Consider the following 13,142-nt stretch of genomic DNA (forward strand, 5'->3'; position numbering starts at 1 on the left):
ATCCTATATGGTTGCCACTGTTTTCAGTCGCGCCCGCGGGTGAACTTCGTTTTGGCTCATAACAAACGTATGCGCTCTGAAACGCTCAACAATGGAACGCACGAATGGCCGCGATTGAGCTGAGCACAACAGCACAGGAACTTCACCCTGATTGGCCGCCGCATCATAAGCATCACGAACCAAACCAACGAACTCCTGCAGCTTGGAAGGCGCCATCGCTAGCTGGCGATCATCCCCATCCCCGATAATACTTTCAAGGAATGCAGACTCCCATACAGGGCTCAGGCTGATCAAAGGCAGATAACCACCAGGCGCTTGATTGGCAGAGCAGATCTGGCGCGCCAGACGGGTACGCACATGCTCAGCAATGGCATTCGGGTTCCGCGTTGAACCAATCGCCTCCGCAATCCCTTCCAGAATTGTTCCCAAATCACGGATGGAAATGCGCTCTTCCAGCAGCGCCTGCAGCACACGCTGAATTCCAGAGATGGAAATCTGGGTCGGAACAATATCTTCCACCAGCTTGGACTGCTCTTCATCCAGCTTCTTCAACAGAACCTGAACATCTGCGTAGGTAAGGAGCTCGGAAATGTGAGACTTAATTGTCTCCGTCAGGTGCGTGGAAATAACCGTCGCAGGATCAACCACCGTATAACCAAGCAGATTGGCCTCTTCCCGATACTGCGCTTCCACCCAGGTCGCAGGCAAACCAAAGGTTGGCTCTGTGGTATGCGTCCCCGGCAGGCGAACCTGCCCACCAGCAGGGTCCATCACCATAAACTGGTTCGGGAACAGAGAACCGCCGCCAGCATCCACTTCCTTCACCTTGATCATGTAATCATTCGCGCCAAGCTGAATGTTATCAAGGATACGCACTGACGGCATGATCACGCCCATATCAGAGGCAATCTGACGGCGCAGCGCTTTGATCTGCTCCGTAACCTGATCTGTTTCCTGCTTATTACGCCCATTGATGATTGGCAGCAGCGCATAGCCAAGCTCAATCCGCAGCACATCCATTTTCAAGCTGTCGGAAATCGGCGCTTCCTGCGGCTCATCCGGCACTTCAGCTTCAACTTTTGCAGCCACTTCCACCGCTTTTTCGCGAGCATGCTTCTTACTTGCCTGCCGCGCCAGATAACCAGCAGCACCTGCCAATGCTAGGAACGGCAACATCGGCATACCCGGCAGGAACGACAGCACGACCATCACAAACGCAGACATGCCAAGCGCTTTTGGGTAGCCGGTAAACTGCCGGACAAGAGCCTTATCGGCCGCACCCTCAACACCCGCTTTAGAAACAAGAATACCCGCAGCAGTGGAAACGATCAGCGCAGGAATCTGAGAGACCAGGCCATCACCAATCGTCAGCAGCGTATAGTTTTCGGCAGCTTGAGCGAACGTCAGGTTCTGCTGCATCACACCAATAACGATGCCGCCAATCACGTTGATGAACGTGATCATCAGACCGGCGACAGCATCACCACGCACAAACTTAGAGGCACCATCCATGGAGCCGAAGAAGGTGGATTCAGACTCCAGCTCTTTACGACGGGTCCGTGCAGTCTCCTCATCAATCAGGCCCGCACCCAGATCCGCGTCAATCGCCATCTGCTTACCGGGCATTGCATCCAGCGTAAAGCGGGCAGAAACCTCAGCAATACGGCCAGAACCCTTTGTAATAACGATGAAGTTCACAATCACAAGGATTGCAAAGACGATAATCCCGATCACGAAATTACCGCCCATCACAAAGCTACCGAACGCTGCAATCACATTGCCGGCTGCGTCAGCTCCTTCATGTCCGTGTGCCAAAATCAGTCGCGTCGACGCCATATTCAACGACAGTCGCAACATGGTCGCAATCAACAACACAGTCGGAAATGCGGAAAATTCCAGCGGTTTCTGAATGAACAGCCCCACCATCAGGATCATCACTGAAAAGATGATCGAAATCGCGAGAAACATGTCCAGAAGCATCGCAGGCATCGGAACAATGAGCATCACAAGGATGACCATCACACCTGCAGCAAGCCCAAGGTCGCCTTGCTTTATGGCGCCCCAAAGGTCTTGGAAAAAGGCTGAACCACCAGCTGCACCTAGTCCGGGCACGCGAGCAGCAGAAGGAGCGCTGTCGCTTCCTCCTTGAGCCGCTTTTGTATTTGTCTCTTCAGACATCGCCGCGCCCTATCCGTTCTTATGCGTCTGCAGTGCCAGCGCGTGCTTCGCCTGGCCCTGGAACCTCAACACCCTCTTTGGTGTAAAGGTTCAACTTGTTGCGAAGCGTGCGGATCGAAATGCCAAGGATCTTTGCAGCATGCGTACGGTTCCCCAGACAATGATCCAGCGTATCCAAAATGAGATCACGCTCCACATCAGCAACAGTACGCCCGACCATATCGCGCGAGACGGCTTCAGCTGCATGGGCCGCGCGCGAAGCCGTTTGCTGTCCAGACCCCATGGCAATTGGAGATCCATCTGGCATGCGAATAGCGTCTGCATCAATCTCGCTACCAGAAGAAAGAAGAACAGCACGGTGCATGGTGTTTTCCAGCTCGCGTACATTTCCTTTCCATTGGTTGGCCAACAGAAGCTGACGACCTTCCTGAGAAACCGGCAGTGCCTTAGTACCATTCGCCTTGGCATAAATTTCAATGAAGTGACTTGCCAGCTCCAGAATATCTGCTGGCCGCTCTCGCAGCGCCGGCAGTTTCAGGTTCACCACGTTCAGGCGGTACAGCAAATCCTCGCGGAAGCCACCATTGCGCACTTCCTCAGCCAAATCACGGTTGGACGTCGCGATGATGCGAATATCGACCGGTACCGGACGACTGCCTCCAACACGGTCAATCACCCGCTCTTGAATAGCCCGCAACAACTTGGCTTGCAGACGAACATCCATCTCGGAAATCTCGTCAAGCATCAAGGTGCCGCCATTGGCTTCCTCAAACTTGCCAACACGGCGCGCAACAGCACCGGTAAAGGCGCCCTTCTCGTGGCCGAAAAGTTCGGATTCAAGAAGATGCTCAGGAATTGCAGCGCAGTTGATGGAGATAAACGCCTTATCAGCACGACTGGACTTGCTGTGCAGGAAGCGGGAAATCACTTCCTTACCGGACCCGGACTCACCCGTAATCAGAACCGATGCATCAGATGGAGCCACCTGCTCTGCCAGCTTGATCACACTTGCCATGGCCGCGTCGCGATAGATCAGGTCTTCACGCTCTTCCGTAACAGCCGCCAGCACAGCAGCAATCAGCTCCGGATCAGGAGGCAGCGGAATGTATTCCTTTGCTCCAGCCCGAATGGCAGACACAGCCGCGCGCGCATCCGTTCCCAACCCGCACGCAACGAGTGGCACATGGATACGCTCGCGTTCTGTCAGTTCTACCAGCTGACCGATATCTTCATTGACATCAACCATCAAAAGATCCGCACCCTGACCAGAACGCAAGACTTTCATGGCCTCAAGAACGCCAGGCGCATGGGTAACAGATGCCCCCCGCTCCATCGCGATCTTGGTTGCGGTCGTCAGCTGACCGCCAAGGGTCCCAACGATCAAGAGCCGCATGTCAGTTCCTTTCCAGTACGCCCCATGACAATCACTTATCCGCCTTGATGATTTCAGTCATGGTGACACCAAGCTTATCTTCCACGAGCACAACTTCTCCGCGCGCGATCAGCCTGTTATTCACGTAAACGTCGATGGCCTCGCCCACCTTCCGGTCCAGTTCCATAACGATCCCGGTATCCAAATGCAAAAGGTCGGAAACCTTCATCTTTGTATGCCCAAGCACAGCAGCCAGTTGGACCGGAACATCAAAAACAGCTTCCAAATCCTCAGCTGCTTTAATGCCGCCTGCACCTTCTTCATCCAGGCCACCAGCGCGCTGGGTACTCTGGTGTTGGTCCAGCACCATTCCCTGTTCATCACTGCTCATAATCAACCTTTCTGATCCCGCACCGGCCATAGCCAGCACGGTCATAGGCAAAAACTAAAATCACGCTGCTCGACTGGCTCGCTCACGGGCGTCGAAATGAGATTTTATGACTTGTTCAATATGCTCAACCGTCTTGCGACGATCACGAATAATTCCACCATCCGGCCATTCAATCCGGCAATCACCGCGCGACATGCTCTCTGACTTCACAACATGCACCTTGCCTTCAAAGCTGCTGTTCAAAACCAGACCGTCAACCATGTCTTCCAGCGCATGCGTATCTTCTGTCGGCACCTCAATCAAAATCTGAGGGATCTTGCGCAAAGGAGCCAGACATTCAGCAAGCAATGCCACAACTTCAGCAAGCGGCTCACGCGCAATAAGGTGACTGCAAAGACGGCGCGCAATCAGAAAACACATGGAAACCAGCTTCTGCTCTTGAGCGCGGATCTGGCTTTCAAGATCACCCAGAGCAACTTCAAGTCGCTCCCGCAACACCACCAGCTCTTCCTGCGCACTCAGCGTCTGCTGCTCGGCAATGGCCTGCCGGGCCTTCATCTCACCACGAACAAACGCGGCCTCTTCAGCTGCTTTTAAAAGCTGCTTATGCTCAGCAACTGTAATAGTAGGTTCCACCGGAGGGACGTCTTCGACTGTTGCTGCGGCCTCAGCCTCATCGATCGATTTAGTATCAAACAAAAAGCGTCGCCGCACAGCACCTTGAGGCATCACAGTAACCATCAGCGAGCCTCCGGTGATCGCGAAGAAAAGGAACGATTAGTAGACAAACTCTTCCTCTCCTTTCTTCTTGTTAATGCTGATTTCACCAGTGGCTGCCAAATCTTTCGCCTTCAGTACAAGTGAGCTTTGCGCCTCATCTACATCGTGCAATCGAACTGGTCCCATACCTTCCATGTCTTCCTGAAGCATCTTTGCTGCACGCGATGACATGTTGGCCGTAAAGAACACAACAGCAGTTTCAGAAGCTCCTTTGAGAGCCATGGCCAGCTGATCCTTCTCAACATTGCGAAGCAAGGTCTGACAGGCAGCGGAATCTAGTTTCAACAGGTCCTCGAAGGTGAACATCAAATTGCGGATACGCTCTGCAGACTCACGGCTATCTTCTTCCAGTGCTGCCAAAAAGCGGCCTTCGGTTTGCCTGTCGAAATTATTGAAGATGTCGGCCATCATCTCGTGGCTATCACGACGGCTGGTCTGAGACAGGTTCGACATGAACTCGACCCGTAATGTCTGCTCAACCTTCTCCAGAATATCTTTCTGGATAGACTCCATACGCAGCATACGGTTCACCACATCCAGCGCCAGCTCTTCATTCAGCAGCGCAAGAACGCGAGCCGCATGGTCACTCTGAATTTTGGAAAGAACCACCGCAATGGTCTGCGGATACTCATTCTTCAGATAGTTTGCCAGAACGTTTTCAGGAACGTTGGAAAGCTTCTCCCACATGTTCCGACCTGCAGGACCTCGAATTTCCTCCATAATGATCGCAACACGATCAGTTGGCAGGAAAGAGTTCAGCAGGCGCTCTGTAACATCCACGTTGCCGTTCAACGCACCACGGGTGGAAAGCCGCTTCAGGAAGTCAACAAACAGCTCTTCAAGCATGGTCGGTGTAACAGGACCCAGACTCGCCATTGCGCTGGAAACCTGACGCACTTCAATTTCATCCAACCCAGCCCAAATGGCCTTCCCATACTCCTGCCCAAGCGCCAAGAGCAGAACGGCTGCGCGCTCTGCACCTCCAAGCTCTCGTTCAGCTATTCCAGATGAGACTGATAAGGCTTGTGCTGTCGATTCCTGCGGCTGTATCTCCTCACTCATCCTACGCTGCCTCGTTCAACCAACCGCGAACGATATTGACCGCTTCGCTTGGAGAATCTTCAATCAACTCACTTATTTGCTGAATTGAGCTTTGATGGAGAGCTGCCTGCATTTTGGCATCTTCAATCCATTCTGCTGTTGGCATTTCAGAAGGAACCTCCTCCATTTCACCAACAACACCTCCAATTTGCGCAGGGCCCTCAGCGACCAATGTGCCATCTGGCAGCATCTGAACACCGCCTTCTGCCGCCGCCGCTCTCTCTTCTTCTTTAGCAAGAATACGCTTCATCAGCGGAGAGACTGCGAAGATCAACAGCAAGATGGTGATCACTAACAGAACACCCAACTCAGCAAATTTCATGATGTCAGCACGTGTAAAGTCGAACAGCCCACCTTCGCTATCACCAAAGTCCTGAAGAGGAGCTTCGACAAAGCGCATGTTGACCACTTCAACATTATCACCGCGATGTTTGTTAAAGCCAACAGCAGTTCGAACCAGAGTAGCAATTTGCTCCAGCTCATCTTTACTGCGCGGTTGATAGGTCTGCGTGCCATCCTCGCTGGTTGTGTAGGTACCATCAACCAGAACCGCTACAGACAGCCGTTCCAGACCACCTGCTTCATAGATCTCCGTCACTGTACTCTTGGAAATCTCGTAGTTCAGGATTTCCTCAGAAACATTCGAGGCATCCTTGGACCCGGTTGCACTGCCAGCTGCGTCTGCATTCGGCAGCTGGTTGCCAACAGAAACCGTCTCCTCACCATTGGTGGAAGATGCATTCTCTTCTTTACTCTGAGAAGAACGCAACACCTGCCCATCAGGATCATACAGCTCCTGTGTCTCAGTTTTGCGGTTATAGTTGATTTCTGCAGCAACCCGAACACGAGCGCGACCGGTTCCAACAACGTTATTGAGGATCTCTTCAACCTGTTGCCGCAGGCGAGCCTCCATTGTCGAACGTCGTTCATCCAGCGAAGAGCCACCAGCAAGCCCTTCTTTATCGCCGGTTCCGCTGGCAAGCAAAGTGCCGCGCTCATCAACGATAGAGACGTAGGAAGGTTCCAGTCCTTCAACTGCCGTCGCAACAAGATGCTGAATGGCACGGATCTGCCCACCAGACAAAGAACCCTGCACCTTAATTGCAATCGAAGCTGTTGGCGGTTCCCGATCACGCTGGAACAACTGCTTTTCAGGGATCACCAGATGAACACGCGCAGAAGAAATCCGGCCAATGCTGCGAATGGTTCTGGAAAGTTCCCCTTCAAGAGCTCTGAGGCGGTTCAGGTTCTGCACAAAACTGGTTGCACCGAGCGTATCTGTCTTGTCGAAGATTTCATAACCAACACCACCGCCAGATGGCAGGCCAGCTTCCGCCATTGTCATGCGCAGACGATGAACGTTCTCCTGAGGGACAAGAACACTACGTCCGTTGACACCCAACTCATATGAAACACCTTGAGATTCAACCTGGCTAACAATCGCTGCAGCATCTTCAAGAGTAAGGTCCGTGAAGAGCGGCACCATCTGCGGTGCTGTCGCACGAACAATGATGAAACCGAACAGGCCGATCAACGTAACAGCCATCGCCCCCATCGCTGCCAGTCGCGCGGGCCCAAGTCCTTTCAAGAAGTCAAGGATTCCACTCACAGTTGCCGCCCCGTACGTTCAAATCGCTCATTCAAAATGTACCAGCAATACTCTCAACACCTTGGAAATCGGCGTGAATTGCCCCTGATTTGCTGGTAGGTAAAAATTGCCCGCCTTAGAGTTAACAAAAGGTTAATAAAACCCTAATAATCGGTAAACGGGAAATCTACCCACAAAGAAGCATTGTGGAATATCGCAGGAAAGGCCTTTGACTAGGCTTTTGAAGAGTCGAATGAATCTTGAGCGGCCTGTTCGGCAGATTTTGCCGAAGCAGTTAAGACATCATGGTTAATCTGTAAAATTGTACAAAATGTGGCTTCCACATACAAAAAGGCCGGCTGAGACAGCCGGCCTTTTCAGAACCTCAAACCTGTTTGGGTATTACACCCTTTTTGCCTGAAGCTTACTAGTTGCTGCGATAGTCCTGAACGCGTGTAGCGCGCAAGCCGGCTAAACCGTGTCGGTCAATCGAGTTCTGCCAAGACAGAAACTCTTCAACCGTCAAAGTATACCGGTTACATGCTTCATCCAGAGACAACAAGCCTCCACGCACAGCCGCAACCACTTCAGCTTTTCTCCTGATAACCCACCGCTTAGTAGAGGTAGGAGGAAGATCCGCTATCGTCAGAGGGCTCCCATCGGGGCCGATGACGTATTTTACTCGTGAACGTATATGTTCGGTCATTCTACTCTCACACAAACCATGACCAAGCTGAGGATGAGAATAGAACAAGGCGCTTAAAATTTGGCTAAGCCCCCATCAATGTTTTGGTAAGATTCATAACCGGGGATCTTAGTGGATATTAACTACTACAGAATTCCATTGACTCCAGTGACCTCACCCACGGGAATTTTAAGATCCCCCATGTGCAGAATAATGTCGCCAGTGCTGAAGTCCACGGCGTCCACTTTCCCTTTCACTTCGGTCTGAACAGCGAAAGGCTCGCCATTGGCATCCTGGGTAATAATATCAATGGAATAGGCGCCATCACCAGCTTTTGTGCCGTTTGTCGCTACGCCATCCCATTCAAAGGTATTGTCACCTTCCTTCAGATCAATCTCTTCCTGATAGACCTCAGCACCCTCACTATTTTTAACAGTAATGGTTGCCTTGCCTGCGGAAACGGCATCAAGATTCCACGAGGCTTTGTCATCTTTGAGCTGCGCAGTTGCGCTCTGAGCTGTCACTTCCTTACCGATATAGTTTACAAACTGACTCGCACTTTGCGTTTTGAGCTGAGTCAGCTGCTCCTCTAATTTCTCAGTAGTTGCAACCTGTTGCTCAACCATCGTGTATTGAACCAGCTGATTCGTATATTCAGCCGAATCGAGAGGCTCTAACGGATCCTGGTTTTGCACCTGCGTGGTCAGCAATGAAATAAACAGATCAAAGTTTGCATTTATGCTGTTCTGGGTGCTTGCGCCAGAGGAGTTTGCATTCGGTGTCAGTGCATTAATTGTAGTCATTGTCTATTTCCTCATGCGCGGCATCAAACCGAGATATCCAGTCCACCAGCGCGGGCAGCACTATTTAAGTTGTTATGTGCGAGATAGTTTTCGTCTGGCAACTCAGTGCCTTCTGACGCTCGATCCAGCTGCCCGACATTGACCTGTCGGTTCTCTTGCTGATCTGAAGTCTGCGAGCCACGCCCTCCAAGTGAGAACTGAAGAGAGCTTTTATCGCTTTCGATCCCAGCTTCCTGAAGAGCCTTTTCCAACCCACGTTGATCTCGCTGCAAAAGTTCGAGAGTTTCAGGTCTCTCAACAATCAAATGCGCCCGTACGCGGCCATCCTTACTAAATTCAAGAGAAACATCGACTCCACCCAATTCTTTTGGATCAAGCCGGATTTCAAAACGATCAACGCCGCCACTTGCCTGTCGGGCAATCTCAGGCCACACAGCATTCGCAACATTCCTCAGCGTAGAGGTTGGCAGAGAGCCCATTGAACGGAATGCAGTGTCAGAACGTGCAGCAGTACTGGAGATTGCTTCAGAACTTTCCCAATCAAGCTCAGCTTCAGATCCATCCAACGGACCGGCAGCAAGCCCCCAACCGATTGCCGTTGTTGAAGCAACCTGCTCATTTTCCTGTGGCACCTTCACCTGAATACTGACAGAGGGCGTAGTACTTTTCTTGTCAGCGGATACTGCCTGCTCTGTAGGCTTGTTCAGTGCATTGGTAAGCTCATCAGCCTCCGGAGCATCACTAACCTCCGTGACGGATTCAAAACTCGATGTCGCTTGCACAGCTCCACCAGCAGTTTTGTCTTTCACAACCAACGGGGTCGCAACACTCGTCACAGCAGCAGTCCGGCTCACCTGTTCCGCAGAACGGACACTCGCTTCACTTTCTTGAACAGAGGATACATCAACAGCCTTTTGTACCTGCGAAGCTTGGCCAATCTTTTCTGAAGGCACATCAGGCTTGGAAGTCACATTCGGGAAAATGATGTCACTATCAACTTCAACAGACGCGGTCTGCACCGCACGCTGTTGATTGCCGACAAAGCTTGAACCAGCCCGATCAGTCTGCCGGACAAGCACAGGCTTTTCTAAGGAAGCCTCTGCATCACCTTCAATGGCATCAACAAGAACATCCCCGCGAGAAGACTGAACAGCTCCCTTAACCTCTACAGATTGCGGCTGAACAGGTTCGGATTGAACTTTGACACTCTTCACGTCTTGCGCTGTTGCTAGCTCACTGACCTGACGACCAACAACAGGTTGCGATGACCGAACATCCGCTTCACCTGCAGCACGATCCGGTGCAGCGGTCTTTTCGGCAGGGGCGCTGACTGAATTAGCAACAGTGCCAACATTACCGCTATCTGAGGTCGTGACAGCACCATTACCAACGGCATTGGCGACTTGCTCTACCTTAGCCCCATTGCTCGCTGGTTGAACTTGCGGTGAAGCAGCAGAACTCTGGGACTTCTCAGATACGCCTGAAGAACGTGCAATCAGCTCAGGAGAAACCTTAGCCACTTGATCTGAATTCGGGAGCTCCAGCGCATTTAACTGAGGCTCAGTTGAACCACCTTGCTTAACAACAGCACCCTGCTGCTCGGACGTCACGCGCTGCCGCGTATCTGAAGCATTGCGAGCGTTGCCTTTAGATTCCTGTACAGTTCCGGCGACGTCTGTCTCTTGAGCAACAGCTCCAACCTGAGCCGTTACCTGTCCATCATCCGCCTGCGGCAAGATCTGCCCACCACGCTCGGCCTGCTGTAAAGCACCAAGATTTACAACAGCACTCTCTACTGTCTTGGAAGAGATGGCCTCGCCCTCACCCACAATAGGAGAAGCGTTTTGAACATTAGCGACCGGCTGAGTAACTTTCGCTTCGCCTGCTTTCTCCGCTAAGGCTGGCTGACTGCCTGCCTCCTGGACATTTTGTGGCAAGGCAACAAAAGGCGCTTTCGCTTTCCCTTCGCCGCCATTGAGAAGAAGCGCTTCATCATTAGTTGTCGCAACTGCCCCCAATCCCGGAACCACACCAGGCACTGGCAACTGAGAAACAGTGGAAAGCGGCAGTTCACCAGCCAAACCAACAATCGCACTCTCCCCATTTTCATCCTTGATGAGATTTGGGCTCAAAACCGAGAGATCACCGCCAGTCGTTAAAGCTCCAGAAAAGAGATCCACCGCAGTTGCCGCTGCACCATCTCTCTCAGAAGCTTTGGCGAGAAGACCGGAGAAAGTATCGGCATTTTGGCCGAGCACACTCTCACCAAGCAGCGCATTACCACCTTGCCCCACAACGGGGCCTAAAGGCGTTTGCGGCTGAACAGGACCGGCTAAACTCAGCAAAGCAGATTGCGACATATATTCCTCAAACTACGCAGCACACACCATCAGCAACGATGGTCAAGACATCTTGCGCGCAGATATGCAATTAGCGGGCCAGCCACAAAATCAAAAATATATAAGCATTTTCAAATAGATAAACTCAACTCAACATTTCAAAGAACAGGCCACAAGATCACTTATTGCCCCCGCCTCGGCAACAAATGCCCAGCAAGTAAAAACATCAATCAAAAAGATTGGCCTTCCGTCGAGTTTTAGGTATATTCCCGCCAACTAGCACGCTCGAAGCGTACGCATGCGAAGCGTTTAAAAGAGAGCCCGCGTTTAGCCATCGCCAGAGCGCAGCAAGCACTAAGCAAGCAAAAGAAACTAATCTGCGCTTCAGACTTCAATGTCTCCCAGGATTGAAATCTGCTCGTGATGTTATAGATACGGCTCTCACTTAAACGCGCCTACAGGATGAGGTAATTGGAATGCTAAACAGTCTTGGCCTGCCCGGCCGCCCAGAAGACACACGGGTGGTTGTTGCCATGTCAGGCGGCGTTGATTCATCGGTTGTTGCCGGAATGATGAAACGCGAAGGCTATGATGTGGTCGGCGTCACTCTACAGCTCTACGATCATGGCGAAGCAATCCAACGCAAGGGCGCTTGCTGTGCAGGGCAAGACATCCACGATGCCCGCCGTGTCGCAGAAAAACTCGACATTCCGCATTACGTTTTGGATTATGAATCCCGCTTTAAAGAGCAGGTCATCGAACGCTTCGCGGACAGCTATATCAATGGCGAAACACCGATTCCATGCGTAACATGTAACCAGACCGTCAAGTTCAAAGACCTTCTGGAAACGGCAAAGGACTTGGGCGCTGATGTTCTGGTCACAGGTCACTATGTCCGTACAGGCGTGGAAGGCAATCAGCTTGCCATGTTCCGTCCTGTCGATCTGGACCGTGACCAAAGCTACTTCCTATTCGCAACAACGCAGGAACAGCTAGATTTCCTACGCTTCCCATTAGGTGGCATGACCAAACCAGAAGTCCGCGAACTTGCACATGAGTTTGGACTGGCAATTGCTGACAAGCATGACAGTCAGGACATCTGCTTTGTGCCAGAAGGCCGCTACACAGACGTTATTGCCAAGCTTCGCCCGCACGCGGCAGAACCAGGTGATATCGTCCATGTAGATGGCCGCGTTCTTGGCCGACACAACGGCATCATCCATTACACCATCGGTCAGCGCCGCGGTATCGGAGTTGCAACTGGTGACCCTCTCTATGTTGTTCATCTGGATGCAGATGGGCGACGTGTGATTGTCGGTCCGCAAGAAGCGTTAGCAACCCACAACCTGCTGCTGCGCGAAGTAAACTGGATTGGCCCAGGTACGCTGGACGATCTGCCGGAAGACGGCATCACTGTTTATGCAAAGGTGCGCTCTACCCGCCCACCAACAGAAGCAATTCTGCGCAAGAGCGGCGAAAACATTTTTGTCGAGCTGGTAGCAGGCGAATTCGGCGTAGCTCCAGGACAGGCTTGCGTCTTCTTCGACAAAGACGGTCAGGAAGCGCGTGTTCTCGGCGGCGGTTGGATTCAGCGTGCTGAAAAGCAGGAAGGCGCAGAAGCTGCCCTCAAAGCACTACTCGGAAAAGGCTGGGAAGCAGCAGGCTTTCCTGTAGGCTAACGCATTGCCAAACTGACAGAATTATTCAAAACGCCCCGCCTGACCTGATCGTCACCGGGGCGTTTTATTTTGATTTCTCAAGCCAGTGCCTTGCGCAGTTTCAATACGACACCGCCCCACAAATCCCAGAAAAGCCACTCCGGAATTTCTAACTTGGTAAAAAATGAGATTTTCTTGTTCCTGACAACTGCAACTGGCAGTTATTGCTCAACGAAATTGGCATTAA

General features: G+C 51.9%; 10 protein-coding genes. 1 reads left to right on the top strand and 9 read right to left on the bottom strand.

Going from position 1 to position 13,142, the window contains the following annotated elements; genetic code table 11:
* Nucleotides 1-3: 3 nt before the first annotated feature.
* The 9 genes from flhA to PsAD5_RS24515 form a co-directional block, all read right to left on the bottom strand.
* The gene (gene flhA, locus PsAD5_RS24475; RefSeq protein WP_057463628.1) at nt 4-2,178 is read right to left on the bottom strand and encodes a flagellar biosynthesis protein FlhA; all 2,175 of its coding nucleotides are present in this window, start codon (nt 2,176-2,178) and stop codon (nt 4-6) included.
* Nucleotides 2,179-2,197: 19 nt separating this feature from the next.
* Nucleotides 2,198-3,571, bottom strand: coding sequence for a sigma-54-dependent transcriptional regulator FlbD (flbD, locus tag PsAD5_RS24480; protein WP_063294006.1), 1,374 nt, complete (start codon nt 3,569-3,571; stop codon nt 2,198-2,200).
* 31 nt (nt 3,572-3,602) lie between these two features.
* On the bottom strand, nt 3,603-3,941 hold the full coding sequence (gene fliN, locus PsAD5_RS24485; protein ID WP_152986715.1) for a flagellar motor switch protein FliN: 339 nt from the start codon (nt 3,939-3,941) through the stop codon (nt 3,603-3,605).
* A 60-nt stretch (nt 3,942-4,001) separates the two neighbouring features.
* Nucleotides 4,002-4,682, bottom strand: coding sequence for a FliH/SctL family protein (locus tag PsAD5_RS24490; RefSeq protein ID WP_063294007.1), 681 nt, complete (start codon nt 4,680-4,682; stop codon nt 4,002-4,004).
* 36 nt (nt 4,683-4,718) lie between these two features.
* Complete coding sequence (locus tag PsAD5_RS24495; RefSeq protein WP_057463631.1) at nt 4,719-5,783, bottom strand: flagellar motor switch protein FliG; 1,065 nt, start codon at nt 5,781-5,783, stop codon at nt 4,719-4,721.
* A 1-nt stretch (nt 5,784) separates the two neighbouring features.
* Nucleotides 5,785-7,431: a flagellar basal-body MS-ring/collar protein FliF gene (gene fliF / locus PsAD5_RS24500; RefSeq protein ID WP_084404530.1), complete on the bottom strand. Its 1,647-nt coding sequence runs from the start codon at nt 7,429-7,431 to the stop codon at nt 5,785-5,787.
* 406 nt (nt 7,432-7,837) lie between these two features.
* A complete protein-coding gene (sciP, locus tag PsAD5_RS24505) occupies nt 7,838-8,116 on the bottom strand; it encodes a CtrA inhibitor SciP (RefSeq protein ID WP_054784903.1) in 279 nt (92 codons plus the stop codon).
* 125 nt (nt 8,117-8,241) lie between these two features.
* Nucleotides 8,242-8,898, bottom strand: coding sequence for a flagellar hook assembly protein FlgD (locus tag PsAD5_RS24510; RefSeq protein ID WP_063294009.1), 657 nt, complete (start codon nt 8,896-8,898; stop codon nt 8,242-8,244).
* 23 nt (nt 8,899-8,921) lie between these two features.
* Nucleotides 8,922-11,258, bottom strand: coding sequence for a flagellar hook-length control protein FliK (locus tag PsAD5_RS24515; RefSeq protein WP_063294010.1), 2,337 nt, complete (start codon nt 11,256-11,258; stop codon nt 8,922-8,924).
* Between the two features lie 455 nt (nt 11,259-11,713).
* On the opposite strand from PsAD5_RS24515, the gene mnmA reads away from it, so the two are divergent.
* Entirely contained in the window at nt 11,714-12,916 is a 1,203-nt protein-coding gene (mnmA, locus tag PsAD5_RS24520) for a tRNA 2-thiouridine(34) synthase MnmA (protein WP_063294011.1), read from the top strand.
* Nucleotides 12,917-13,142 lie beyond the last annotated feature (226 nt).

It is taken from the genome of Pseudovibrio sp. Ad5, from assembly GCF_001623095.1.
GTDB lineage: Bacteria > Pseudomonadota > Alphaproteobacteria > Rhizobiales > Stappiaceae > Pseudovibrio.